This window comes from Lachnospiraceae bacterium JLR.KK002 (assembly GCA_036941025.1).
Taxonomy (GTDB): domain Bacteria; phylum Bacillota; class Clostridia; order Lachnospirales; family Lachnospiraceae; genus Petralouisia.
In genome coordinates this window covers 2,133,534-2,156,961 of sequence record JAYMNP010000001.1, presented here as the reverse complement: position 1 = coordinate 2,156,961, position 23,428 = coordinate 2,133,534, and the positions used below count along the sequence as shown (strand labels likewise).

30 protein-coding genes and 3 pseudogenes are annotated in these 23,428 nt (G+C 45.7%); 31 read left to right on the top strand and 2 right to left on the bottom strand.

The features are described 5' to 3' along the window. Positions 1–349 precede the first annotated feature (349 nt). Both VSQ32_10440 and VSQ32_10435 read left to right on the top strand, forming a co-directional pair. A complete protein-coding gene (locus VSQ32_10440; protein ID MEH2943264.1) occupies positions 350–679 on the top strand; it encodes a DUF6664 family protein in 330 nt (109 codons plus the stop codon). A 128-nt stretch (positions 680–807) separates the two neighbouring features. Further along, positions 808–972, top strand: coding sequence for a PhzF family phenazine biosynthesis protein (locus VSQ32_10435; GenBank protein MEH2943263.1), 165 nt, complete (start codon positions 808–810; stop codon positions 970–972). Positions 973–1,003: 31 nt separating this feature from the next. On the opposite strand, the gene VSQ32_10430 is transcribed toward VSQ32_10435, so the two are convergent. Continuing rightward, positions 1,004–2,383: a transposase gene (locus VSQ32_10430; GenBank protein MEH2943262.1), complete on the bottom strand. Its 1,380-nt coding sequence runs from the start codon at positions 2,381–2,383 to the stop codon at positions 1,004–1,006. Between the two features lie 129 nt (positions 2,384–2,512). On the opposite strand from VSQ32_10430, the gene VSQ32_10425 reads away from it, so the two are divergent. Together VSQ32_10425 and VSQ32_10420 are read left to right on the top strand one after the other, a co-directional pair. Further along, positions 2,513–3,172, top strand: a complete 660-nt coding sequence (locus tag VSQ32_10425) for a PhzF family phenazine biosynthesis protein (protein MEH2943261.1) — start codon at positions 2,513–2,515, stop codon at positions 3,170–3,172. 76 nt (positions 3,173–3,248) lie between these two features. Next, positions 3,249–3,494: a hypothetical protein gene (locus VSQ32_10420; protein ID MEH2943260.1), complete on the top strand. Its 246-nt coding sequence runs from the start codon at positions 3,249–3,251 to the stop codon at positions 3,492–3,494. A gap of 241 nt (positions 3,495–3,735) precedes the next feature. Here VSQ32_10420 and VSQ32_10415 read toward each other — a convergent pair. Further along, positions 3,736–5,131 (bottom strand): annotated as a pseudogene (locus tag VSQ32_10415) (transposase). Between the two features lie 170 nt (positions 5,132–5,301). Between VSQ32_10415 and VSQ32_10410 the strand changes: the two are divergent. From VSQ32_10410 to srtB, 27 genes and pseudogenes are all read left to right on the top strand, one after another. Beyond that, positions 5,302–5,748, top strand: coding sequence for a hypothetical protein (locus tag VSQ32_10410; GenBank protein MEH2943259.1), 447 nt, complete (start codon positions 5,302–5,304; stop codon positions 5,746–5,748). Between the two features lie 28 nt (positions 5,749–5,776). Then, positions 5,777–6,196: a nuclear transport factor 2 family protein gene (locus VSQ32_10405; GenBank protein MEH2943258.1), complete on the top strand. Its 420-nt coding sequence runs from the start codon at positions 5,777–5,779 to the stop codon at positions 6,194–6,196. Between the two features lie 34 nt (positions 6,197–6,230). Then, a complete protein-coding gene (locus VSQ32_10400) occupies positions 6,231–6,650 on the top strand; it encodes a C-GCAxxG-C-C family protein (protein ID MEH2943257.1) in 420 nt (139 codons plus the stop codon). Positions 6,651–6,820: 170 nt separating this feature from the next. Next, on the top strand, positions 6,821–6,982 hold the full coding sequence (locus VSQ32_10395; GenBank protein MEH2943256.1) for a hypothetical protein: 162 nt from the start codon (positions 6,821–6,823) through the stop codon (positions 6,980–6,982). Between the two features lie 119 nt (positions 6,983–7,101). Next, a pseudogene (locus VSQ32_10390) lies at positions 7,102–7,359 on the top strand (topoisomerase). A 36-nt stretch (positions 7,360–7,395) separates the two neighbouring features. Continuing rightward, positions 7,396–7,662, top strand: coding sequence for a hypothetical protein (locus VSQ32_10385; GenBank protein ID MEH2943255.1), 267 nt, complete (start codon positions 7,396–7,398; stop codon positions 7,660–7,662). A gap of 226 nt (positions 7,663–7,888) precedes the next feature. After that, positions 7,889–8,902 carry a hypothetical protein gene (locus tag VSQ32_10380; protein MEH2943254.1) on the top strand — a complete coding sequence of 338 codons (1,014 nt, stop codon included), beginning with the start codon at positions 7,889–7,891 and terminating at the stop codon, positions 8,900–8,902. Between the two features lie 78 nt (positions 8,903–8,980). Then, positions 8,981–9,328 (top strand): DUF3848 domain-containing protein, encoded by a 348-nt coding sequence (locus VSQ32_10375; GenBank protein MEH2943253.1) that lies wholly within the window; start codon positions 8,981–8,983, stop codon positions 9,326–9,328. Between the two features lie 9 nt (positions 9,329–9,337). Beyond that, positions 9,338–10,327: a DUF3991 and TOPRIM domain-containing protein gene (locus VSQ32_10370; GenBank protein ID MEH2943252.1), complete on the top strand. Its 990-nt coding sequence runs from the start codon at positions 9,338–9,340 to the stop codon at positions 10,325–10,327. 75 nt (positions 10,328–10,402) lie between these two features. After that, positions 10,403–10,693, top strand: coding sequence for a hypothetical protein (locus tag VSQ32_10365; GenBank protein MEH2943251.1), 291 nt, complete (start codon positions 10,403–10,405; stop codon positions 10,691–10,693). A gap of 160 nt (positions 10,694–10,853) precedes the next feature. Beyond that, positions 10,854–11,018 (top strand): DUF3789 domain-containing protein, encoded by a 165-nt coding sequence (locus tag VSQ32_10360; GenBank protein MEH2943250.1) that lies wholly within the window; start codon positions 10,854–10,856, stop codon positions 11,016–11,018. Further along, complete coding sequence (locus tag VSQ32_10355; GenBank protein MEH2943249.1) at positions 10,966–11,298, top strand: plasmid mobilization relaxosome protein MobC; 333 nt, start codon at positions 10,966–10,968, stop codon at positions 11,296–11,298. The genes VSQ32_10360 and VSQ32_10355 overlap by 53 nt, the downstream gene beginning before the upstream one ends. Continuing rightward, positions 11,298–12,710 (top strand): relaxase/mobilization nuclease domain-containing protein, encoded by a 1,413-nt coding sequence (locus tag VSQ32_10350; protein ID MEH2943248.1) that lies wholly within the window; start codon positions 11,298–11,300, stop codon positions 12,708–12,710. Before VSQ32_10355 ends, VSQ32_10350 begins: the two co-directional genes overlap by 1 nt. Continuing rightward, positions 12,652–13,518, top strand: a complete 867-nt coding sequence (locus tag VSQ32_10345) for a DUF3801 domain-containing protein (GenBank protein MEH2943247.1) — start codon at positions 12,652–12,654, stop codon at positions 13,516–13,518. Before VSQ32_10350 ends, VSQ32_10345 begins: the two co-directional genes overlap by 59 nt. A 2-nt stretch (positions 13,519–13,520) precedes the next feature. Continuing rightward, positions 13,521–13,724: pseudogene (locus VSQ32_10340) on the top strand (hypothetical protein). A 67-nt stretch (positions 13,725–13,791) separates the two neighbouring features. After that, on the top strand, positions 13,792–14,130 hold the full coding sequence (locus tag VSQ32_10335) for a transposase (protein ID MEH2943246.1): 339 nt from the start codon (positions 13,792–13,794) through the stop codon (positions 14,128–14,130). Continuing rightward, the gene (locus VSQ32_10330) at positions 14,127–15,035 is read left to right on the top strand and encodes an IS3 family transposase (protein ID MEH2943245.1); all 909 of its coding nucleotides are present in this window, start codon (positions 14,127–14,129) and stop codon (positions 15,033–15,035) included. Before VSQ32_10335 ends, VSQ32_10330 begins: the two co-directional genes overlap by 4 nt. Before the next feature lie 74 nt (positions 15,036–15,109). After that, complete coding sequence (locus VSQ32_10325) at positions 15,110–15,757, top strand: hypothetical protein (GenBank protein ID MEH2943244.1); 648 nt, start codon at positions 15,110–15,112, stop codon at positions 15,755–15,757. Positions 15,758–15,772: 15 nt separating this feature from the next. Next, positions 15,773–15,970, top strand: a complete 198-nt coding sequence (locus tag VSQ32_10320) for a hypothetical protein (GenBank protein ID MEH2943243.1) — start codon at positions 15,773–15,775, stop codon at positions 15,968–15,970. Continuing rightward, positions 15,957–17,750, top strand: a complete 1,794-nt coding sequence (locus VSQ32_10315; protein MEH2943242.1) for a type IV secretory system conjugative DNA transfer family protein — start codon at positions 15,957–15,959, stop codon at positions 17,748–17,750. The genes VSQ32_10320 and VSQ32_10315 overlap by 14 nt, the downstream gene beginning before the upstream one ends. Positions 17,751–17,764: 14 nt before the next feature. Further along, positions 17,765–18,121, top strand: coding sequence for a glutamyl-tRNA amidotransferase (locus VSQ32_10310; GenBank protein MEH2943241.1), 357 nt, complete (start codon positions 17,765–17,767; stop codon positions 18,119–18,121). 104 nt (positions 18,122–18,225) lie between these two features. Further along, on the top strand, positions 18,226–19,062 hold the full coding sequence (locus VSQ32_10305) for a hypothetical protein (GenBank protein ID MEH2943240.1): 837 nt from the start codon (positions 18,226–18,228) through the stop codon (positions 19,060–19,062). 26 nt (positions 19,063–19,088) lie between these two features. Then, positions 19,089–19,325 carry a hypothetical protein gene (locus tag VSQ32_10300; GenBank protein ID MEH2943239.1) on the top strand — a complete coding sequence of 79 codons (237 nt, stop codon included), beginning with the start codon at positions 19,089–19,091 and terminating at the stop codon, positions 19,323–19,325. A 1-nt stretch (position 19,326) separates the two neighbouring features. Continuing rightward, entirely contained in the window at positions 19,327–19,791 is a 465-nt protein-coding gene (locus tag VSQ32_10295) for a PrgI family protein (GenBank protein ID MEH2943238.1), read from the top strand. Continuing rightward, complete coding sequence (locus VSQ32_10290) at positions 19,784–22,117, top strand: DUF87 domain-containing protein (protein MEH2943237.1); 2,334 nt, start codon at positions 19,784–19,786, stop codon at positions 22,115–22,117. Before VSQ32_10295 ends, VSQ32_10290 begins: the two co-directional genes overlap by 8 nt. Before the next feature lie 67 nt (positions 22,118–22,184). After that, positions 22,185–22,589 carry a DUF6075 family protein gene (locus VSQ32_10285; protein MEH2943236.1) on the top strand — a complete coding sequence of 135 codons (405 nt, stop codon included), beginning with the start codon at positions 22,185–22,187 and terminating at the stop codon, positions 22,587–22,589. 31 nt (positions 22,590–22,620) lie between these two features. Continuing rightward, positions 22,621–23,400, top strand: a complete 780-nt coding sequence (srtB, locus tag VSQ32_10280) for a class B sortase (GenBank protein ID MEH2943235.1) — start codon at positions 22,621–22,623, stop codon at positions 23,398–23,400. Positions 23,401–23,428: the final 28 nt, after the last annotated feature.

The following is a 23,428-nucleotide window of genomic DNA, read 5'->3' as shown; positions in this document are numbered from 1 at the left end:
TTAGATTGGACTTTGTAACTATTAACCAGTAGTCATTCTTGACTACACCATTATTATACTAGGAGGAAACCATCGCACAGCTTGAAACCGCAAAAGAGGAAGTAAAGAAACCATTTGCCTTTGAAGATGAGCTGAAAGAAAAGACGGAGCGGCTGAACGCCCTCAATATCGAACTGAATCTGAATGAAAAGGACAATGCTGTTATTGACGATGAGCCAGAGCAGAACGATGAGCAGCCAGAGAAAAAAAGCACAGACAGAGAGAGGTAAAATCCAGTTTGCACATTTGTATTGAGGATTTCTGGGCAGTATAATAAGTGACAGTAAGAAAAAGTCGGAGGTGAGGAACAATGTCTGATGCATTCAGATTTGAAACTTTTGTAGATGTCCACAGCAATATCTTTAATGAATACCTCGGTTCTGTCATCACAAAGCTGTCCAGAGAAAATGAGGAATACCGTGCCATAAGAGCTGAAATTGAGAGCCTTTATGAGAAATATCCGAAAGTTTTAGGTGTGTTTGATACGGAAACATCGGTGGAACTGACCGAGGAGGAATGTGCCACACTGATTAAAGTAATGGAGCTTAGAAACAAACTTACGGATATGGAGATGCAGTCGGTTTACTTCCGTGGATGCTATGACAGCGTAGGGTATCTGAAAAAAGCAGGGATTTTATAATGGACTGACCGAGGAAAAGGCGGTGTTGGTGTGAAAGCTGATGCCGTCTTTTACATAACCATGTAGTGGAAAATTTCATAAGTATATGGTAAAATAAACAAAAATTTAAAGTGTGAAAGGTGCCTAATATGGATTACTATGTGGTTGATGCTTTTACTGATAAGTTGTTTAGTGGCAATCCAGCTTGCATATGTGTGTCAGAAAAAACACTTTCCAATGAAGTTATGCAAAATATAGCATTTGAAAATAATTTACTCAAACTTCCCACATTAAAAATGGGATTTGCTCCTTGAAAAATCAATACTTTAGCTCACAAAATAGCGCTCAGGCAGCCGCTGAACCGCACTCCAATGCTTTTTGCATGTACTTTGGCAGCCGCTGAATAAAGCTGGCGGTGAATTCCTCCAGCTGCTGTTCTGTGATGTGGAAATATTCCATAACGGTATCCATTAGTGCATCTATGATAATCCTCATGGATTGACTGAACGTGATGTCATCCAGTTCATCCATGAGGCAGAAAAACAGTTCGCAAATCGTTTTGTCATCCGTATTGCATCGCTGTGTAACTGCAAGCATCATATATCGTGCAAAAACAATGGATACATGAGCGGTCAAAGCGTCATAGGAAAGGCTCCGGCACTCCTTTACCAGATGCAGACAGGATTTGCAGGTCTTGAAAAACACCTCAATATCCCAGCGCTTCCCATAAATACGGATGATTTCTTCCTCTGAGAGAGTTGTATCCGTGCTGATGATGGCAAGCCAGTCTTTTTTCTTGCTTTTGTTCCGGACACAGACGATTTTTGCCTCAATTGCCTCGTCACCAACGGTTACGTCAATGGAAAGCAGATATTTGGAGCGTCCTCTGCGTTTTCTGCACTGTTTATAGATTTCCTTGATGCTGTATCTGCCACCCTGATAGCCATATTTGATTTTACTGCTTTTCTTAACCATTGCGATTGTGTCCAATTCGCAGTTTGTCTTTAAGGCGGTGATGGTCTTGGGTGATGAAAACCAGCTGTCGAACAGCACATATTTTGCAGAAACTCCAGATGATTGTGCTGCTCTGATCAGGTCAATCAAGACTTCTGTTGCTTTTCGTCTGGATTCTTTCCGCCTTTTCCCGGCAAGAGAACGTCCATCGAAGTTTGCAGCTTTGCAGAGCAGGTTTTTATCGTCGGCTGCCGACAGAAGACGATGGTTGATCGGAACAAAGGAGTTGCCATCGGACCATCCAAGTGTCAGCATACGGTAACCTCTCTTGTACTTCATAGAGCAGTGGTCGAAGACTTTCGCCAGAAGTTCCGTTTTATTTGAACGGGAACGGTCAAACAGGCTGTCATCAATAATGAAGACATCTTTGCGGCTCTCATCCGTAAGCGGCTTCATGAAATCGTTAATGATCCGGCTTGAAAGCAAGGTTGTGAACCGAGACCAGTTAATCTTCGCATTATTGAGGAAGCGATAAACGGTGTTCTTGCAGAATGAACCATCAAATATGCCTGTTTTCCACTGCATATACATGCTTCGATCCGAGAAAATGAGACAGAACAGGTATCGAAACACTTCGATTACCGGAATCCCTTTTGCTTTACCGGCATTACATTTGAAAAGAAGTTTCCCGATTTGGAATTGGGTCATAAAATTTGTGACAGAGCTAGAAATCTCATTTCCGTTTTCAGCATTATATGGTATACTTGACATGGCATAAATCTCCTTGCTGTGTGATTGTTATTCGCAATTCAATTATACCATCAAGTGCAGGTTTGTGCCTTTTTTATGGACTAAAGTATTGATTTTTCAAGGTTCAGCACACCAATCGGTGTGGGAAGTTTGAGTAATTTATCCGAAACAGCATTTATTTATAAGAATGGCAAGGATTATATATTAAGATGGTTTACGCCATCATTTGAAATAGACCTTTGTGGTCACGCAACATTAGCAGCTGCCTTTATTGTCTTTAATCACTTAGATTGCAATTCAGATAAAGTTAATTTTGAAACTGTTAGTGGCGTTTTAAGCGTTATTCGAAAAGGGGATTTGTATGAAATGACTTTTCCAAAAAGAATAGCACAGAGTATTATGAAAAAGCCAGATATTGTTGAATCACTCAGTTTTGAGCCGCTTGAGCTTTATTCTGAACGGGATTTATATGTAGTAATGAATAATGAAGAAGAAGTTAAAAATTATATTCCAGATTATACGAAACTTAAAAAATTAGATTCTTGGCTTGGAATTGTAATAACAGCAAAGGGTAATAATGCTGATTTTGTTTCGAGATATTTTTGTCCAGAATTGATGTTTGAAGACCCAGTAACAGGTTCTGCCCACAGCACTTTAGTACCAATATGGAGCAATAAGTTGGGAAAAAATAAACTATTGGCAAAACAATTATCTAAAAGAGGAGGCACTCTCTATTGTGAATGTAGCAATAATAATATAAAAATTTCAGGAAATGCAGTCATTTATTCAAAAGGAAGTATTTTGTTATGACTATGATGCGACCAAATTTTTATTTTATTAAAGTATAATAGACGCTATGGGGATTGAGTAAAGAGGGATGGTTTTAATGAAAGTATTAGATATTTTTTCATGGTTGCCTGCAAAAGAAATTAGTTTGGAACAATTAGAGCAGATTTTTATAGATTACAAATCTGGTATTTATAATAGTGAATACATTGTTTTATCTGAACTTCCAAATAATGTATCCGAAGATATTTTGACTTGTAAAAATGAATTGCTGAAAGAGGGGAAGAAAGTTGCTTTCATTTTAAAAGAAGAAAAAGTCATTGCTGTCATTGGTTATCAAGAGTGACAAAGAGAAAGATGAATTTTTAGGTAATTGCGAAACAAGTTCAAAATCTTGATTCCAATAGGGCAAAGGCCCGGTTGAGCCGGACTTACAGGAGGTGGATGTGGATAACAAGGATTTTAAGACATGAAAACAAAGCAGATAAGGATATCTGCCCGTGAAATGGTATGCGGTATGTAAGGTTATGCAATCAGAGGTTTTAAACTGCGGATATATTCATGCCTGTGCAGTTTATCAGCCACCATTACAGTAATAAGCTGGGTAATCCCGGCGAGAAGCAGGTCAGCATGAAGCGTTTTTTCATTCTGCGTTTTACGTCCGGCAACACAGAAGCTGTCCTTGAAATGGTTGATTGATTTCTCAACGTTTACCCTGAGCTTATAGGTGGAATCCCATTCGGCCGTACCACGAAGCGTACCAGGATAGGCGCGCAGGTTTTTCTCGGGATAAATATAAAACATCCTGCCGCAGGGGGATTCAGTACAGGGATTTTCACAGTGGCAGACACGTTTTGATTTCTTTGTAAGTTTGTTCCACTCCCATTTCATTTTCGGGCATACAAACTTCATGGTTGGCAGTCCGCAGCGGAGATGGGATTTGCTTCCTTCCCGTTTCATTGGAAGGGATGGGTCTTTGGGGCAGCAGGGGATGCCGTCCTTATTCAGCGGGCAGTCGGATTCCGGAAGGGAGATTCTGCCGTTGAGGGGAATGTAAGCCTGCTCAAAGGAAGCTTCCTGTAACAGGTATTTGTAGATTTCAATGGAATCAAATGCGGCGTCTCCCAGAAAAGTTTTCGGATTGATAAGCGGATGCTTCCGAAAGAAATCTTTTAAAGTGGGAACCAATGCCCTGGAATCGGCAAGACTCTTATCTTCATCCGGGGAATCAGATTTTTTTCCAACAATGATGTCAGGATGAGCCGCAAGAAAGTCCTTGTTATAAAAGGAAATATCCCGGACAATGCCGAGTCCGTTGGTAATAATACCGAATTTATAAGCATAACAGAAATGCCCGTTAATGTACATCTGCTGAATGGCTGGACTGGCGGCAGCATGGGAAGGCATGGAGCCGTAGGCGGCTTTATAAGGGTCAAAGGAATCGTCCATCCCTTTTGCTTTTTTGAAGGCTTTCAGCTGTTTGATGATACGGTTGGCATATTTGGGATTGTTTTCTGTAACCCATGCCTCAATGCCGGAGGTATCAAAGAGAAGCATGGAAGCTTTCTGTGTATCAATAGAATGGCATATCGGTTCGGTCAAGTCAACAAGATGGTCGAACATGGATTGTAAGTCCGATAAAAACTCCTGTTTGAAGCGGGTGAATTTAGAGGCATCCGGGACAACATCAAACCCGCAGAAGTCCCGCAGTTCCTGAGAGTATTTCAGGAATACAATCAGCAGGGATGTTGTTGGGATTGAGAAGATAAGCTGTAATAACAGAGCCCTGAGCATTGGATAAAGCAGATGCTTACGGGGCCTGCCAGTGGCGGCATGGAAATGAGAAATAAAGGACACTGGGACCATTTCATCTAAGTTGATGGTATTTTCGAGAAGTGCAAGGAACTGATATTTATCATTATCAAATTTATTTTGGCAATCGGTAAAAATATCTGCCAAAGAGAGCTGTTTGTATGGTATCATGTAGGTACAACTCCTTTCTGGTGGATGGTTGATTGTTACTCGACATCTCAATTTTACCACAAACCAGTGAGGAGTTGTTTTATTTTGTAACAAAAAGAATCCCGTATTTATGTGGGTTCTGGCGTTTCGCAAACGCCTAGATGAATTTTATTTGAAAGGTGTGGTGGTGTATGGAACGGTTTTATAATTATCGGAATATGTCACTTGAGCAACGGAAATTCGCTTTAAATTCTTTAAGCTCCATTGGTTTTTTTCCTGCATATGGAAGTATAAAAACAATGCGTCGGATAATGGATAAGGCATTTGGAGAAAAAATGCCACAGTTTTATTTTGTTTTTAGAGAAAAAGAGCTGATAGGCTATATGTTCCTTATTGGTAATGATAAAATGTTTCGTGCATTTCCGTGGCTTGCAATTGATAATCTTGATGAATTGCCAATGAAGATTGTAGAGCCATTAATGGATATAGCAATTAAGGCATGGAATAATGAGGACGGCAATATTATCAATGCAGACGGTAGTATTACTGAAAAAAGTCTGATTGCTCAAAGCTATAAACAGCGTTTAGAAAACTACAGGCATGGCACTGGACGACGAAGTGAAAATGAATGCCGTTGACAACATTAGCTTATAGAGGTGTTGAATAATGAATCAAAGAGAAAGGATAATCCGTTTGTGGTTTGATATGTGGCTGCAACAAAAAGACTTAGGGATAGATGATATTTTTACGGAAGATGTTATTTATATTGAAAGTTGGAGTCCGAAATATGAAAACCGTATAACCGTTAAACATTGGTTTGAAGAATGGAACACTCGTGGTAAAGTTCTTGTATGGGATATAAAACAGTACTTCCATAAGGAAAGCCAAACTATTGTAGAATGGTATTTTAAGAATGAGATGAACGATGGTAGCATTGAGGAATTTGATGGTATGTCACTTATCGAATGGACATCTGATAACAAAATAAAATTGTTAAAAGAATTTGGCTGTAATTTAAATAATTATAACCCATATCAACATGGCGATGTACCACAATTTAGAAAAGAACAGGCAAATTGGTTTTGATATAAAATGTGGAAATCATAGAGGTGTCATATTAATGAAAGAATATATAACAAAGCGGGTACATGAATTGTACTGGAAAGAAGATATAAATTGTGCAAGGACAGCACTTGTCTGTTTGAGCGAATTATTTGAAATTGTCATTGAGCCGCAAACAATCTGGTCTGCGGTTGGATTGCATGGCGCGGGTGGATATAGGGCACAATGTGGTTTAGTTGAAGGTACGCTTATGTTCATTGGAATTTATCTTCATATGATAGGAAAATCAGAAGATGAAATTGTATCTGCCTGCTATAATTTTGCGTCTGCCTTTGATAGAGAATTTGGTTCATTAAGATGTTTTGAATTACGTCCTACGGGTTTTTCAGAGAGCGACCCACCACATATGTGTGAAAACTTGACTTGTAATGGAATCGGATTTGCATATCAATATATTTTGGGAATCACAGAAAAGTAAGCAAAAACTAATTTGTTAATGCCCAATAGTTAGAATTGAACATTGTTTGATACATAGCTAAATAGAGATAAATTTTCTATATGGTAGATATATAAAAGACGGGATAATTTAAAATTTACAGCCTGGAAGTAAAAGCAGACTTATGAAGCAGAATCTAAAGGTAGGACATTATGAAGAAAGCAGCTCTTATATTGAGCATAATATTTATTATTTTAACCTTTGTTGGTGCAGGATATGTTTTGTATAATGGTGGGAAGATAAATGCGGGATATGCTATTATTCCAATGGTATTTGCCCTTGTTTGTATCGCTTTTTACCGAAATAGAAAGTGACTATTTTATGTTTATCTGTAAATCATGATTGGAATTAAATACTATTTTACATAGCCGAGAGGTTTTCATTTACGAAAATCTTTCGGCTAATTCTATTTCTGGAGGTGATTTTTATTTGAATGAGAGCATCTAAACCCTATATGCAGATTGACCCAGACGTGCTTGAACAGGTAAGGCAGATAGACCTGCTTTCCTATCTTAGAGCTTATGAGCCGAGCAATCTTGTCAAGGTCAAAGGCACAACGAACGTGTACTGTACCGCCGAGCATGACAGCTTAAAGATTTCCAACGGCAAATGGTACTGGTGGTCGAGGGGCTTCGGCGGCTATTCTGCCCTTGATTATCTGATGAAAGTTAAGGAATATGGCTTCGTGGAATAAAGGACGATAAGAAAAAGTCGGAGGTGAGGAAGAATGTCTGATGCGTTCAGATTTGAAACCTTTGTAGATGTTCACAGCAATATTTTTAATGAATACCTTGGTTCTGTCATCGCAAAGCTGTCCAGAGAAAACGAGGAATACCGTGACGTGAGAGCCGAGATTGAGAGCCTTTATGAGAAATATCCGAAAGTCTTAGGCGTGTTTGATACGGAAACATCGGCGGAATTGACCGAGGAAGAATGTGCCGCACTTATTAAAGTAATGGAGCTTAGGAACAAACTTACGGATATGGAGATGTAGTCGGTTTACTTCCGTGGCTGTTATGACAGCGTAGGGTATCTGAAAAAGGCAGGGATTTTATAACGGACTGACCGAGAAAAAGACGGTGTTGGCATGAGTGCTGATGCCGTCTTTTTATAAAAATAAGGAAGTGGTTTAAGTCATACATACACATAAAAATTTTCTGGAAAAGGATTTATATGTATGCTATAATTTTAAATCATATTAGAAATTAAGGATGATGTGTATGGGAATTGTATTTGCAAAATTGCAACATAAATATTTTGAACGAAGTAAAATACAAAATTTTTGTGTGAAAATAAGTAACAACATGGTGAAATTTGAACAAAGAGATTCTTCCGTAGAAGTTACAATTACTGGAAGAAAGGGTAATGAAAAGCTGAATTCTTTTCTTTTTGAGCTTTTATCCATGATGTTTTTATATTTAGGTAGTTTTCCAACGATTGAAGAATGGATAGTGGGGGAACAAGGAGTTGATGTGAGTAAATTTGCGAATAAGTATGTTTCTTATTCATATTTCGAGAGAAAGGATTCTTATATATGTGAAATTTCGGAACAGACGATATGTGGAGAAAAGTATGATAAGTTTAAGCAAATACCACAAATGCCGATTTATTCCATGCAGTATTTAGTATCGAAACATTACCAGTATATGAATATAGCACATAAGATAACATTGCTTACACATATAATAGACGGAATTACATACATACCTACAAACAGGAATCAACTTAATCGAATTAAAAATGATTTAAGAACGAAATATAATATTCCTGCAAGTGATGAAGTAGGAAATTATTTAGTTCATGCGGATATAGCTTTAACACCGTTTTTTAAATTGCATTCTAATTATAATTGTGGCATTATTCCATTTTTGGGGAAAAACCGATATAATTTTTTGAGAATAGTATCAGATACCAGAAATTGGTATTCTCATTTTTTAAAAGAAACTCAAAAGATAGATAGGTTGAAAAGCGGGATGGAAATGGTTATTTTTTTTGAACTTATCTTATACTGTTTGAGGATATATTTAATACAAACAATGGATATTGCGATTGAGAAAGATGCCACTAAAGAGTATTTATATACGGTGCATGATTGGATATTAGAAATTAAATATGGCAGAGATGAACCATTAAAATCAAAAGCATATCGTATCCAAAAAGGTATGAAAGAAATGACAGAACAGTTAAGAAGTTTTGTACAAGAGCATCAAGATGAATATACCATTACAGAATAATAAATTTCATTTTACATAGCCGAGAGGTTTTCACAACGAAAATCCTTCGGCTTATTTTATTTTCAAGGAGGTGTGTAATTGGATTACCAAGCGTACAGACAGTCCCTTAATCAAAAACTGGCTGAAAAAGTACAGCGTGAGTTTGCCGATTTCCGTGAGGACATTCTAAGCAAAAGCCCGCAGGAAGTTTACGATGCCGCATATCAAATTATCATAAAGAGTGACATTGCAGAGTGCTTTTCCGAAGCGGATTATTCCCCGCAGGCAGTAAAAGCCCTTATGAAGTCACCGAATCTTTTGCGGGATATTTATGAGGAATGGCTTGAAAAGGACGATTCTCACATGGAAGATTTACGCCAGACCATCGCTGATTTTAAGTCCTATATGGTTAAGACGGAAAAGATTTTGTCTGGGAAAGAAAGGTGATGTTATTTATTGAAAAGTAGCAGAGCTTATGTGCAGATTGACCCAGACGTGCTTGAACAGGTAAGGCAGATAGACCTGCTTTCCTATCTTAGAGCTTATGAGCCGAGCAATCTTGTCAAGGTCAAAGGCACAACGAACGTGTACTGTACCGCAGAGCATGACAGCCTAAAGATTTCCAACGACAAATGGTACTGGTGGTCGAGGGGCTTCGGCGGATATTCCGCCCTTGATTATCTGATGAAAGTTAAGGAATACGGCTTTGTAGAAGCCGTGGAAATCCTCACGGGGCAGACGATGGCGGACTGGAAGCCGCCGCCTCCTGCCGTGAAAAAAGACGAGCCAAAGGTGCTGCTCCTGCCGCCGAAAAACAAAAATTGCGACAGGGTGGCGAAGTATCTTTTCGGGCGTGGCATTGATTATCAGCTTATCCAGGAGTGCATCGCCGAGGGGATTATTTTCGAGAGTGCCGACTACCACAACGCCGTTTTTATCGGCAAGGATGAAAGCGGAACGCCCAAATACGCCGCCTGCCGTGGCACAATCAGCAGCTTTAAGCGTGATGCATCGGGCAGCGACAAGCGGTATTCGTTTCGGCTTCTGGCGAGAGAACCGTGTGCTTCGGTGCATTTATTTGAAGCTGCCATTGATTTATTGTCCTATGCCACTTATTTAAAGTGTGAGGGGAAAGATTACAAAGCGGAAAACCTGCTTTCTCTTTCGGGGGTGTATCAGCCAAAGAAAGAGATAAAGGACAGCAAAATCCCCGTTGCCCTCACGACTTTTTTGAAAGCAAACCCGCAAATCAATACCATCTATCTGCATCTGGATAAGGACAAGGCAGGTCGCTTATGTACCGCAGCCTTAAAAGAATTGTTGCAGAAAGACTACCGAATCGTTGATGAACCGCCGCCAGTCGGCAAGGACTTCAACGATTTTTTAATGTTGTATCTTGGGATTGCAAGGCAGAAAATGAGTTGTGAAAGGAGTGATGCCCGCTGATTGTCGGATGATTTTTTCTGATTGGAACAGCTAGACGGCAAAGAAAAATCGAAAAAGAAAGAGAGGAAGTTGCCATTGAAACAGTATGATATTACGCTCACAGGTCACTTTGAAAAGACCGTTTCCATCTATGCAGACAGCCCCGAACAGGCGGCGGAAAAGTTAAAGATTATCCTGTTTGACACCGACCTTATCGCATTTTCCAATGAGGATTTTGTCTGCGGGGAAGCGGACATTAAGGACGAAAATGAGGACGGATGTGAAGAAATGGAAAGAGAGGGCGGTGGCTTAGAGGATGTGGATTGTTCAGACTGCCCGTACTTCTGCCCGATGTGTGGAGAATGTATGTATGAGGGCGGGGAATAAGAACACGTCTTACCAAGCACTGAATTTGGTTATCCATCTGCCGATGGAAACAAAATTCGCTTGTTAGGGGAAAGCTCCCCTAATACCCCGTAAAAAGAACAATGCCAAAGTATACCGCCATGCCGTGTGCGGCACGGCGGTCACAGAAAGGAATCCAAGAATGAGTGAATTTATATATTTTATCCTCGGCACGACGCTCGGAGGGATGTGCGGCGTGGCGTGTATGTGCGTGCTGCAGATTAACAGGCTTTCCGAGGGAAAGGGGGATTTGGATGCGGAAACGAAACGTGCAGATACTGTTCCGACTGACCGAGGAAGAAGCTGAATACCTCTGCTCCCTTGCGGAGAGGTCGGGACACTCCAGACAAGCCCTGCTCCAGTCGATGGTCATGGGCTACCGCCTGTGCGAGAAGCCAGACCCAGAGTTTTATAAAATCATGCGGGAATTGTCCGCCATCGGCAACCGCATCAACCAGCTTGCGGCAAAGGCGAACGCCCTAAACTTTGTAGACACGCCGATGCTCTATGACGAAGCGAAGCGTTGGCGGGACTTCCGTCTGGACGTGGGCAGATGCTATCTTGTGCCGAGGAAGATGTCTGGCTGATGGCGGTCTGCGAGATATGGGATGTAAAAGGCAGGCTCGACCACCCCATCGACTATGCGGAGAACCCAGAAAAGACCGCCAACCCAAAATACACGGATGCAGACTTGCAGGCGATGGGCGACGTGATGAAGTACGCCACCAACGGCGACAAGACCGAGCGGCAGTTTTTCGTCACGGGCGTAAACTGCGACCCCGCCACCGCAAGGGACGAGATGATGATTGCGAAAGCGGGGTGGAACGACCAGAGCGAAATAGTCTGTTATCACGGTTTCCAGAGTTTTAAAGCGGGCGAGGTCACGCCAGAGCAGGCACATGAGGTCGGCGTGAAGCTGGCGGAGAAGATGTGGGGAGAAAGGTTTCAAGTAATCGTGGCGACGCATCTGAACACAGAATGCCTGCACAACCACTTTGTCGTAAACTCTGTTTCTTATATTGACGGCAGGCATTACCATGACAACAAGAAGAACCTGCGGCTGCTCCGCCAGCGTTCGGATGAATTGTGCCGTGAGTATTCCCTATCGGTCATCGAACACCCAAGCGGCAGGAAGAAGCCCTATGTCCTCTGCCAAGCCGAGAAGAACGGTCTGCCTACGAGGGATGCCGTGGCACGGCAGGCGGTGGATGAAGCCATCAGCAAGTCATTTACGCTGAAAGACTTTGACCGTCAGTTGTCGGAAATGGGATACCGCATCAATTTTGACCCCAACCGAAAATACTGGACGATAATCGGCAAAGGGTGGCAAAGACCGAAGCGTCTCTATAAGCTCGGCGAAGATTACACCAACGAGAGGATAACGGAACGCATCAAGGAAAATTCCTATGCAGTGAAGTTCCAGAACTTTTCCAAAGAACAGCCGCAGGTCAGAGTGATAAAGGTAAAAGGCGCATTAAAGGATGCCAAGAAAATCGGCGGCTTGCGTGGGCTGTATCTCCACTACTGCTACAAGCTCGGCATCCTGCCAAAGAAGAAACAACAGAATTACGCACGGCTTCACTATCTTCTGAAAGACGACTTGCTGAAGATGGATGCCATCACAAACGAAACAAGGCTGCTCTGCCGCAACCATATCGACACGGCGGGGCAGCTTTTGTCTTATAAAAGCTCTCTGGAATCCGAGATGCAGGAGCTGACCGAACAGCGCAAGGGGCTTTACTCCCAATCCCGAAAATCTGTCGGGGAAGAAAAAGAAGCGGTCAAGGCTCGGCTCTCGGAAATCACGGAGAGGATGAAAACACTGCGGAGGGAGGTCAGATTATGCGACGGTGTGCTTGCCCGAAGCAACACTATCAAGGAGAAGTTGCAGACCATACGGGCAGATGAAAAAGAACAGAAAGGAAAGGAGCTGATGAAGCATGAACACAGGCGGCGAAGCGGCGGAGCAAATCGTAAGGATGAGCTTGGAGGGATTTGAGGTCGCAGCCAGAATCACGGGGGCAGGTGCGAAAAACATCGCCATCCTGCTCTACTCCATTTTAAAAGAGGAACAGAAAACCAAAGGAAAGGCAAGGCTCACAAACATGCTCCGCTCTGGGAAAGAATTAAAAGTCTTTACCGTAAAGAGCGGCGACTTGAAGAAGTTCACGCAGGAAGCGAAGAAGTACGGCGTACTCTACTGCGTCCTTGCAGACCGCAAGAACAAAGACCCCAATGCGGAGGTGGACGTGATTGCCCGTGCGGAGGACGCATCGAAAATCAGCCGCATCGTGGAGCGGTTCAATCTTGCTTCCGTAGATACCGCTTCCATCGTGACCGAAGCGGAGAAATCGAAAGGGGAAAAGGGGAAGGCGAAAGATGCCAAGACCGCAGATGCAAAAGACGCAGGGGCAAAGGACGGTCAGCCAGAGCCAGACGTCGGCGTGGAGGAAAAGGCGGAGAAAGACAGGCTCATGGACGCCCTTATGGGAAAGCCCATGCAGAAGGAGGAAAACGCCCCAAACCCCTCGGTGGCAAAGACAGAAAAATCCCCTCTGTCCGAGCCTACCTCAAAGCAGCAAAGGAAGCCCGCAGAGGGGGCTACTATGGCTAAGGCGGAGAAGCCGTCAGTCAGGGAGGAACTGCGGAAAATCAAGGAGAGCAGCAAGGAGCAGGAAGTGGACGCTTCCCCGAATCTTGACAAAGAGAAATCTCCCGACAGGGCGAAAAAGCCGACCGCAGGAAAGACGGAGCATAAGCAGCCCCAGAAGCGGAAACGGAAACCAAAATCGAAAGGAGCAAGATAAGCATGAGCATTTATGACGTATTCAGCGGCGGAGGCAGACCTTTTAACAAAGAGGAATGGGCGGCGCAGAAACAGGAGCAGCGGAAAGCAGCCTATGAGCTGATAGACACGACCTGCGAAAAAATGATGGCGGACGGAGGTGCGTTTCAGCAGTACCTTGACGTGCAGGGGCATTTTGACCGCTACTCCGTCAACAATGATGTGGTATAAAAAAAGTTGACAGCCCATTCTCAAGGATTTGAGATATAATCAAGAGGATAAGGAGTGAACAAAAATGGCAGAAAACAGGCAATACGACCATGAATACAAAGTACAGGCAGTGAAACTGGCAAAGGAAATCGGACAAGCAAAGGCCGCTAAAGAACTGGGGGTTCCAAAGAATACCATGTATGGCTGGGTACGGGCCAACCGCCCTGGCAGCCTCGACCTTGGGGCAGGTTCACAAACTCCGCAAAGCGCCATGACCCTTAACCAGGAACTTCTTCAGCTCCGCCAGCTGGTTAAGGAACAGGAAAAAGAAATCCGCCGTTTGAAGAAGGAAAATGACTTTCTGGAGGAAGCCAGCGCTTTTTTCGCCGCGAGCCGTCTGAGGTCAGCAAAAACGAAAGAATGAAGTTCATTGCTCTTAAAACCAAAGACGGCAAATTAAAAGGGGATATCTTCTTTTACTGTAGAACCCTTCATGTCAGCAGGCAGGGATTCTACCAGTACCTTGCAAATAAAGACCGCCCATGGAAGTATCAGCCCCTGGCAGACGCCATGATGGAAATCCTTGAGGAAGATGATTGTAATGACACCTACGGCCGGATCCGTATGTATCAGGCATTAATGTTAAAACAGCCTGAAAATGTGGATATTCCCAGCGAACGTACTGTTTACCGTGTCATGGAGGATATCGGCATCAGCCACCATCCCAGGCGCAAACCAAACGGAATCACGAAAGCGGATCGGCAAGCCCGGAAATCAGAAGATCTGTTAAAACGTGATTTTAAGTCAGAGAAGCCGCTGGTCAAGTGTGTAACAGACATAACAGAGATCAAAGCCAGCGATGGAAAGCTGTATGTTTCGGCTGTTTTTGACTGCTTCGATTCCAGCGTGGTTGGACTGGCGATGGATACTAATATGAAAGCTCCATTATGTGCGCGGACACTGGAAAACGCGGCGAAGACATATCCGGACATCCATGGGGCAATTATCCACAGTGACAGGGGAAGCCAGTACACGAGCCAGCTTTACCGGGATGTAATCCGGAAGTATGGCATACGGCAGAGCATGAACAGTGCAGGCGGCAGATGCCATGATAACGCCCGCTGCGAGAGCATGTGGGCCAGAATGAAATCTGAACTACTCTATGACCGTTACGATACAGAGAAGATGAGCACGGATGAACTGAAAACCCTGATCTGGAGATATTTCATCAGCTATTGGAATAACCGGAGGATCTGTTCCTCTAATGGAGGCCTTCCTCCCATGATAAAACGGCAGCGATACTATGATTCCCTGAAAGAAGCAGCATAGGATACAAAATCCCTGAGGAAAATGTGTCAACTAATCTTGACAAAATCAACAACGCCATCTTGGTTTCGGCGCAGATGCCCGAAGCAACACAGTTAAAAGATTACGGCAGTTGGAAACAGAGCCGTGCCTATGTGGACAAGGACGCACAGAAAGTCACCATCCTTGAGCCGGGGAAAGAATATGAGCGGGAGGACGGCTCAAAGGCGGTCGGCTACAACGCCAAGATAGTCTATGACATTTCCCAGACCTCGGCAAAGGACAGGCAGCAGCCGCAGGAAGCCAAAACCATGCGGGAGCTTGTGTCGGCGATGATTGACGCAAGCCCCGTTTCCTTTGTGCCAATGGACGACCTTGAGCTGCCTGCTTTTTTCGACAGCGCACAGCAGACCATCTTCATCAAGACGGGGCTTTCCGAGGAGCAGCTCTTTGTCAGCATGGCAAAGGAAGTGTCGGCGGCGGTCTTTGACTGCAAACACAAGGAGAGCCGTGACGCTTCAGAGTTCAAGTCGTTCTGCGTCGCCTATATGGTAAGCTCCCGCTACGGCGTGGACACCAAAGGCTTCCGCTTCGACAATCTCCCGAAAGAGTTTGCGGGCATGGAAACGCAGGGATTTAAGGGGCAGCTTGGCTCAATGCGTGACGTTCTGGGCGAAATCCAGTCGGATATGTATAGGAGCCTTGAGAAGAACAAGCCGCCCAAGCATAAGGAGCAGGAACGCTAATCGGAGGTGCAGCCCATGAAAGAAGAACGATACCATCTGGCATTGGACAAATACGATAAGAACATCGTCCTCAATGCCCTCAACACCCTGCGGACGCAGCAGATACAGGAGGGACGCCCCACCGAGCCTGTTGACGAGCTGATAAGCAGGGTGGCATACGCCCCGACCAAGAAAGTAAAGGTCGCCCCGTGCAAGTGCCATGAAGAACGGTGATGATTATAAGGCGGGCTTAATCCTCTCCCTCTGCGGAATCGTGCCTGTCGTGTGGCTTGCCCTGCTGACTGCCCCTTATGTCAGCGGCGGCATCGTGGAGATAATCGGCAACCTGTCCGTGGCAATGGAGAACCCGTTTTCCATAACGGTATGTGAGGACACTCCCAGAATTGTCCTTATTTTCCTGCTTGCCTACGGCATGGGAATCGGCGTTTATTTCTCCACACGCAGGAACTACCGCAAGGGGGAGGAACACGGCTCTGCCAAATGGGGCAATGCAAGTACGCTTAATAAAAAATACCGAGATAAAAACGCATCGGAGAACAAGCTGCTGACCCAGAGCGTCCGCATCGGACTTGACGGGAAGAAACACAGGAGGAACTTAAATATCCTTGTGGTGGGCGGTTCTGGCGCAGGAAAGACCAGATTTTTTTGTAAGCCCAATGTCATGCAGTGCAACACGTCAATGGTAATCTTAGACCCGAAAGGCGAGATTGTCCGTGACACGGGCGGGCTTCTGGAAAAGAAAGGCTATGAGGTGCGTGTGCTTGATTTAATCAATATGCACAAGAGCCATTGCTACAATCCCTTTGTCTATTTAAGAAATGACAACGACGTGCAGCGGCTTGTGACGAATCTCTTTAAGGCGACCACGCCGAAAGGAAGCCAGTCGCAAGACCCGTTCTGGGACACAGCGGCGAGTATGCTGCTTCTGTCCCTCGTGTTCTATCTGAAATACGAAGCCCCGCCAGACGAGCAGAATTTCCCGATGGTGATGGAGCTATTAAGGGCGGGCGAGGTAAGGGAGGACGACGACAGCTATGTAAGCCCGCTTGACGAACTGTTTGACCGTCTTGAGATGGTAAACCCAGAGCATATCGCTTTGAAATATTACCGTGATTACCACAGCGGAAGTGCCAAGACGCTAAAGAGCATCCAGATAACCCTCGCCGCACGGCTTGAGAAGTTCAATCTGGAAAGCCTTGCATCTTTGACCGCCACGGACGAATTGGATTTGCCGTCTTTGGGCGAGAAGAAAGTTGCACTGTTCGCATTGATACCAGACAACGACACCAGTTTCAATTTCCTTGTGTCGCTGTTATACACGCAGCTATTCCAACAGTTATTCTACCTCGCCGACCACAAGTACGGCGGGAGCCTGCCCGTCCACTGCCAGTTCATTATGGATGAATTTGCGAACGTCAGTTTGCCCGATGACTTTGACAAGATTTTGAGCGTCATGCGGTCAAGGGGCGTGTCCGTTTCGATTATCCTGCAAAATCTGGCACAGCTCAAAGCATTATTCGAGAAACAATGGGAAAGCATCGTCGGGAACGCCGACGAGTTCCTCTATCTCGGCGGCAACGAGCAGAGTACCCATAAGTTTGTAAGTGAGCTTCTTGGAAAAGCCACGATAGACACGAACACCTATGGGAAAAGCTCTGGGCGGAGCGGCAACTATTCCACCAACTACCAGATTTCGGGGCGTGAGCTTTTAACCCCAGACGAGGTGCGTATGCTGGACAACCGCTACGCACTTCTTTTTGTGCGTGGGGAACGTCCCGTCATGGATTTGAAGTACGACATCTTGAAACACCCGAACGTGAAACTGACCGCCGACGGTGGGAAGCCGCCGTATATCCACGGCGAGCCGACGCAGGCGGTCGCAACATTTGTGTTTGGCGGGGATATTCCAAAAGACGCTGTTGCGCTTAACCCTGTCAGCACTTCCTATGAGCTTCTGTCCGATGAGGACTTGGAAGAAATATTCAATTTATAAGGAGGATTTACCCTATGAAACTTTTTCAGAAAAACGAGAAGAAAGCAACCCAGAAACTGCCGATGACAGGCAAGGTAAAAAGGGGCTTCCGCCATTACTGCGTGGCAGTGCTTGCCGTTATGATGGTATTTGGCACATCTATGACCGTCTTTGCCGCCAACGACCCGATTGCCGTCGTCAACAACCTCTCCAATTTCATCTTCGGTCTGATACGGGCGGTCGGGATGATTATGCTCGGCTTCGGCATCGTGCAGGTCGGCTTGTCGCTGAAATCCCACGACCCGTCCCAGAGGGCGAACGGCTTCCTCACACTGGCGGGCGGCGTAGTGATTACCTTTGCGAAAGAGATTTTAACCCTCATCACGGGCTAATCCAAAACAGACTGAAATAACAGACTGACACAAGACAAGATAACGGGGCAGATCCGCTCTGCGGACTTGCCCCGCTATCAAATTTTAAGAACGGAGGTGGTCGAATGTCAGACAACTGGGTAGTCCAGAACTTGGAGAACGCCCTTGACACATGGAATGAAAAGTTAGCCGAGATATGGCAGCTCATCACCCAATCCCCAGAAACCTTTAAGGGCGGTACGATATGGAAAGTCATCGTTGACATCCACGGGGCGTTGCAGGCTATCGGGCTTGCCCTGCTCGTGCTGTTCTTTGTGGTGGGCGTGATGCGTACCTGCGGCGACTTCGCACAGGTCAAAAAGCCCGAACACGCCTTGAAGCTGTTCATCCGCTTCGTCCTTGCGAAAGGTGCGGTCACTTACGGCTTGGAGCTGATGATGGCTCTGTTTAAAATCGTGCAGGGCGTGATTTCCGCCATTATGAAAGCCGCAGGCTTCGGCTCGGCGCAAAAGACCGTGCTGCCGACAGAGATTGTGACAGCCGTGGAGGACTGCGGCTTTTTCGAGAGCATCCCCTTATGGGCGGTCACGCTGATAGGCGGGCTGTTCATCACGGTATTGTCGTTCATTATGATAATGTCGGTGTATGGGAGATTTTTCAAGCTATATTTATATACCGCCATAGCCCCCGTGCCGCTGTCCTCGTTTGCGGGAGAGCCGAGCCAGAGCGTGGGCAAGAGCTTCATCAAGAGCTACTCCGCCGTTTGCTTAGAGGGTGCGATTATCGTGCTTGCCTGCATCATCTTCTCGGTGTTTGCGGCGTCGCCGCCCGCAGTCAACCCCGATGCGGCGGCGGTCACGATGGTGTGGGGCTATATCGGGGAACTGGTTTTCAATATGCTCGTCCTTGTCGGTGCGGTCAAGATGGCAGACCGTGTGGTAAGGGAAATGATGGGCTTGTAATTATCCAACAGGAAAGGAAAATCGAAATGAAAAAAGAAACGAAATATTACCAGAATTATAATATCCATCTGTTAAATGGAGAAGTCATTGAGGCTTCCGAAGCCTATGACCTGCCTGCTGAAAAAGGGCTGGTCGGAAAATTTGGAAAAGCGGACGATAACGAGATATTTGAAATCGGGGATGCCATTTCTGGGTTTGCATATATCCCGAAACGCAGCATCCTCTTTATTTCGACGGGAGACGTCCGAGAGGGGCGGTGCTGATATGGAAGTCAAGATAAATAAGGAAATCCGCAACTACACGGAATCCATGTTCTTCGGGCTGTCAATGCGGCAGTTCCTGTTTTCTGTGCTTGCCTGCGGCGTGGCGGTCGGCTTGTTCTTCCTGCTCCGTGGCAGGTTTGGGACGGAAACAGTAAGCTGGATGTGCATCTTGGGGGCTTCCCCTTTTGCGGTCATGGGATTTGTAAGGTACAACGGCATGACCGCCGAGCAGTTTGTTTGGGCATGGGTAAAGTCGCAGTTTCTGATGCCGAAGAAGATTTTATTTGTCCCAGAGAATTTATATTATGAAGCGATGAAGCAGGCACTGGACGCACATGAGAGAGGCTTGCCCGTCGTGCAGGATAAGAAAAGGAGAAAGAGGAAACGCAGGAAAAAAAGAACAAAGACAGACAGGCGAAAGCAGCCTAAGAAATCAAGAAAGCGTAAGGAGGTAGACCATGATTAAGACGCTGAAAACGCTGTTTAAGCAGGACAGGGAGAAATTCATTGTGCCGAAGTCGGTGCAGGCGGTCATCCCGTTAAAGACCATGTGGGAGGACGGCATTTTCCTTGTGGGCAGGAACAAATACGCAAAGACATTTAAGTTTGAGGACATCAACTACGCCGTGGCGAGCCGTGAGGACAAGGAAGCGATGTTCCTCGAATACTCGGAGCTTCTTAACGCCCTCGATAGCGGGGCGACCACGAAAATCACGATAAACAATCGCAGGCTCAATAAAGCGGACTTTGAGCAGACCATCTTAATCCCGATGGTGGAGGACGATTTGGATAAATACCGCAAAGAGTATAACAAGATGCTGCTCGATAAAGCAACGGGGGCAAACTCCACCGTGCAGGATAAATATGTGACGGTTTCCGTCTGCAAGAAGAACATTGAGGAAGCGAGGAATTATTTTGCCCGTGTCGGTGCTGACCTTATCGGGCATTTTAACCGTTTAGGCTCGAAGTGTACGGAACTGGACGCTAACGACAAGCTGCGTATCTTCCATGATTTTTACCGCACGGGCGAGGAAACGGCGTTCTCCTTTGACATGGTGCAGACCATGCGGAAAGGACACGACTTCAAGGACTATATCTGCCCCGACTCCTTTGAGTTTGAGAAAGATTATTTTAAGATGGGGAATCGGTACGGGCGTGTGATATTCCTCAGAGAGTACGCAGCCTATATCAAGGACAGCATGGTGGCGGAGCTTTGTGAATTAAACCGTAACATGATGCTCTCCGTGGACGTTGTGCCTGTCCCGACGGATGAAGCCGTGAGAGAAGTAGAAAACCGTCTGCTTGGCGTGGAAACCAACATCACGAACTGGCAGAGGAAGCAGAACCAGAACAACAATTTTTCCGCCGTCATCCCCTACGACTTGGAGCAGCAGAGAAAGGAAAGCAAGGAGTTCCTTGATGATTTGACGACCCGTGACCAGAGGATGATGTTTGCGGTGCTTACGATGGTGCATACCGCAGAAACCAAAGAGCAGCTTGACAACGACACGGAAGCCCTGCTCACGACGGCAAGGAAGCATCTCTGCCAGTTTGCCGTGCTGAAGTACCAGCAGATGGACGGGCTGAACACAGCCCTGCCGTTCGGCGTGAGGAAGATTGATGCGTTGAGGACGCTGACGACGGAAAGCCTTGCGGTGTTTATCCCTTTCCGTGTGCAGGAAATCTACCATAAGGACGGCGTGTATTACGGGCAGAACGTCATTTCAAAGAACATGATAATCGCCAACCGCCGCCATCTTTTGAACGGCAATTCCTTTATCCTCGGCGTGTCGGGTGCGGGAAAATCCTTTACGGCAAAGGAGGAAATGACAAACATTATTCTGACCGACCCTAACGCCGATGTCTTGGTCATAGACCCCGAACGAGAGTACACCCCTCTTGTGAAAGCCATGCAGGGCGAGGTTATCCACATCTCAGCGACGAGCGACAACCACATCAACGCAATGGACATGAACTCTGATTACGGCGACGGAGCGAACCCCGTCATCTTGAAATCAGAGTTTATTTTGTCTTTGTGCGAGCAACTTATCGGCGGGGCAAGTCTGGGGGCAAAGCAGAAATCCATCATTGACCGCTGTACGGCGAGCGTCTACCGCTACTACCAGCAGGGCAACTATATTGGTACGCCGCCGACCTTGCAGGACTTCCGTGAGGAGCTGTTAAAGCAGGACGAGCCAGAAGCGCAGGAAATCGCCCTTGCGATTGAGCTTTTCACGGACGGCTCTCTCAACACCTTTGCCAAGCATACGAACGTGGACACCCACAGCCGTCTTATCTGCTACGATATTCTGGATTTGGGCAAGCAGTTACAGCCTATCGGTATGCTTGTCGTCCTCGACAGCATCTTAAACCGCATCACCCAGAACAGGGCGAAAGGCAGGAACACCTTTATTTTCATTGACGAGATTTATCTGCTGTTCCAGCACGAATACAGTGCCAACTTCCTTTTTACCCTCTGGAAGCGTGTGCGTAAGTACGGGGCGTACTGTACTGGAATCACACAAAATGTCGATGACCTCTTGCAGAGCCATACGGCGAGGACGATGCTTGCCAACAGCGAGTTCATCATTATGCTGAACCAAGCATCCACAGACCGTATCGAGCTTGCGAAGCTCCTTAACATCTCCGATTTACAGATGAGCTATATCACGAATGTTGGTGCGGGGCAGGGGCTTTTGAAAGTCGGCAGCTCCCTCGTGCCGTTCGTCAATAAATTTCCACGCAATACAGAGTTGTATAAGCTGATGACGACGAAATTTGGGGAGTGTTAAGAATCACCCTGCGGGCATACTTTTATGCCCAGAAAGCAGGGCGGAATTAAAGAAAGGAAGGATTTTTATGTCGGAGATAAGGTTTCGCAACGCAGCCCACCGTGATTTTTTTCTGGAAAGCATGATGAAGTGCAAGGTCAACGACTGCTACCACAGGGCATTTTTTTATGTGATGGGTATTGCGGGGGAAACAAGACAGAACATCCACACCATGTTCGATTTTAAGACGGACTGCATCAAGCCAGAGGGGATGCACGCAGGATGGCAGACAAGCGGCACGGTCAAGGTCTGCCACCTTGCCTTTAACCTCTGGAACGGTTACGCCGAGGAGGGGCGTGAGAAGCTGTTCACGCCAGAGGAATTGTTCTGCTGCGAGTTCGCCCCGTATTTCATGGAGGGCATCAAGGCACGGTATCCCGAATATTGCAGGGATTTACCAACGCCCAAGAAGCAGGCGGAGCATACACGTTAAAATATAAAAAGGAAAGGAATAGCCTATGAATCTGAAAAATTATAAATGTATTCTCTGTACCGCCGCCGCTGTCGCCTTTTTAGGAGCAGCGGTTTTTTGTGGCTTTAAGATTTACAGCCATTACCAGCAGATAGACGAGCAGACGGAAGCCTTTGCGGAGATTGCCGAGGTTGTGGAGAACGCCGAGCCAGAGGAAGAACCGCCAAAAGATAGGGATACGCCCGTCAGCGAGGGCGAGGATATATTGGCAAAATACAAGGAACTGTATTTGCAGAATGAGGATATGGTCGGGTGGATTGCCATTGACGGAACAGGCATCAACTACCCCGTCATGCAGAGCAAGAACAATCCCAACTTCTATCTGAAACACAGCTTTGAAAAGGAATACAGCGACTTAGGCGTGCCGTATATCCAAGAGGACTGCGACATCCTAACAAGCGACAATCTGGTTATCTACGGACACCACATCAAAGGCGGCAGGATGTTCGGGGCATTGGAAGATTATAAATCCAAGAACTTTTATGAGAAGCATAAGACCATTCAGTTTGACACCCTCACGGAGCAGGCGCAGTATGAAATCATTGCCGTGTTTAAGACCGTGGCGTACAGCTCACAGGGCTACCGCTACTATGATTTTGTCAATGCGGAGAATGAAAAAGAATTTGATGCCTTTGTCGGGAAGTGCAAGGAGCTTGCCTTGTATGATACGGGCGTGACAGCCCAATACGGCGACAGGCTCATTACCCTCTCCACCTGCGAATACTCGGCACAGAACGGCAGGCTTGTCGTCGTGGCAAAAAAGGTAAACTGACATGACCGCAAATCTTCTGGGAAAGGAG

Bases quoted from the DNA above. Each gene is read 5' to 3' on its own strand.
- VSQ32_10440 (MEH2943264.1), top strand. From the start codon at position 350: ATGTCTGATGCATTCAGATTTGAAACTTTTGTAGATGTCCACAGCAAT.
- VSQ32_10435 (MEH2943263.1), top strand. From the start codon at position 808: ATGGATTACTATGTGGTTGATGCTTTTACTGATAAGTTGTTTAGTGGC.
- VSQ32_10430 (MEH2943262.1), bottom strand. From the start codon at position 2,383: ATGTCAAGTATACCATATAATGCTGAAAACGGAAATGAGATTTCTAGC.
- VSQ32_10420 (MEH2943260.1), top strand. From the start codon at position 3,249: ATGAAAGTATTAGATATTTTTTCATGGTTGCCTGCAAAAGAAATTAGT.
- VSQ32_10410 (MEH2943259.1), top strand. From the start codon at position 5,302: ATGGAACGGTTTTATAATTATCGGAATATGTCACTTGAGCAACGGAAA.
- VSQ32_10405 (MEH2943258.1), top strand. From the start codon at position 5,777: ATGAATCAAAGAGAAAGGATAATCCGTTTGTGGTTTGATATGTGGCTG.
- VSQ32_10400 (MEH2943257.1), top strand. From the start codon at position 6,231: ATGAAAGAATATATAACAAAGCGGGTACATGAATTGTACTGGAAAGAA.
- VSQ32_10395 (MEH2943256.1), top strand. From the start codon at position 6,821: ATGAAGAAAGCAGCTCTTATATTGAGCATAATATTTATTATTTTAACC.
- VSQ32_10385 (MEH2943255.1), top strand. From the start codon at position 7,396: ATGTCTGATGCGTTCAGATTTGAAACCTTTGTAGATGTTCACAGCAAT.
- VSQ32_10380 (MEH2943254.1), top strand. From the start codon at position 7,889: ATGGGAATTGTATTTGCAAAATTGCAACATAAATATTTTGAACGAAGT.
- VSQ32_10360 (MEH2943250.1), top strand. From the start codon at position 10,854: ATGAGTGAATTTATATATTTTATCCTCGGCACGACGCTCGGAGGGATG.
- VSQ32_10355 (MEH2943249.1), top strand. From the start codon at position 10,966: ATGCGGAAACGAAACGTGCAGATACTGTTCCGACTGACCGAGGAAGAA.
- VSQ32_10350 (MEH2943248.1), top strand. From the start codon at position 11,298: ATGGCGGTCTGCGAGATATGGGATGTAAAAGGCAGGCTCGACCACCCC.
- VSQ32_10345 (MEH2943247.1), top strand. From the start codon at position 12,652: ATGAACACAGGCGGCGAAGCGGCGGAGCAAATCGTAAGGATGAGCTTG.
- VSQ32_10335 (MEH2943246.1), top strand. From the start codon at position 13,792: ATGGCAGAAAACAGGCAATACGACCATGAATACAAAGTACAGGCAGTG.
- VSQ32_10330 (MEH2943245.1), top strand. From the start codon at position 14,127: ATGAAGTTCATTGCTCTTAAAACCAAAGACGGCAAATTAAAAGGGGAT.
- VSQ32_10325 (MEH2943244.1), top strand. From the start codon at position 15,110: ATGCCCGAAGCAACACAGTTAAAAGATTACGGCAGTTGGAAACAGAGC.
- VSQ32_10320 (MEH2943243.1), top strand. From the start codon at position 15,773: ATGAAAGAAGAACGATACCATCTGGCATTGGACAAATACGATAAGAAC.
- VSQ32_10315 (MEH2943242.1), top strand. From the start codon at position 15,957: ATGAAGAACGGTGATGATTATAAGGCGGGCTTAATCCTCTCCCTCTGC.
- VSQ32_10310 (MEH2943241.1), top strand. From the start codon at position 17,765: ATGAAACTTTTTCAGAAAAACGAGAAGAAAGCAACCCAGAAACTGCCG.
- VSQ32_10305 (MEH2943240.1), top strand. From the start codon at position 18,226: ATGTCAGACAACTGGGTAGTCCAGAACTTGGAGAACGCCCTTGACACA.
- VSQ32_10300 (MEH2943239.1), top strand. From the start codon at position 19,089: ATGAAAAAAGAAACGAAATATTACCAGAATTATAATATCCATCTGTTA.
- VSQ32_10295 (MEH2943238.1), top strand. From the start codon at position 19,327: ATGGAAGTCAAGATAAATAAGGAAATCCGCAACTACACGGAATCCATG.
- VSQ32_10290 (MEH2943237.1), top strand. From the start codon at position 19,784: ATGATTAAGACGCTGAAAACGCTGTTTAAGCAGGACAGGGAGAAATTC.
- VSQ32_10285 (MEH2943236.1), top strand. From the start codon at position 22,185: ATGTCGGAGATAAGGTTTCGCAACGCAGCCCACCGTGATTTTTTTCTG.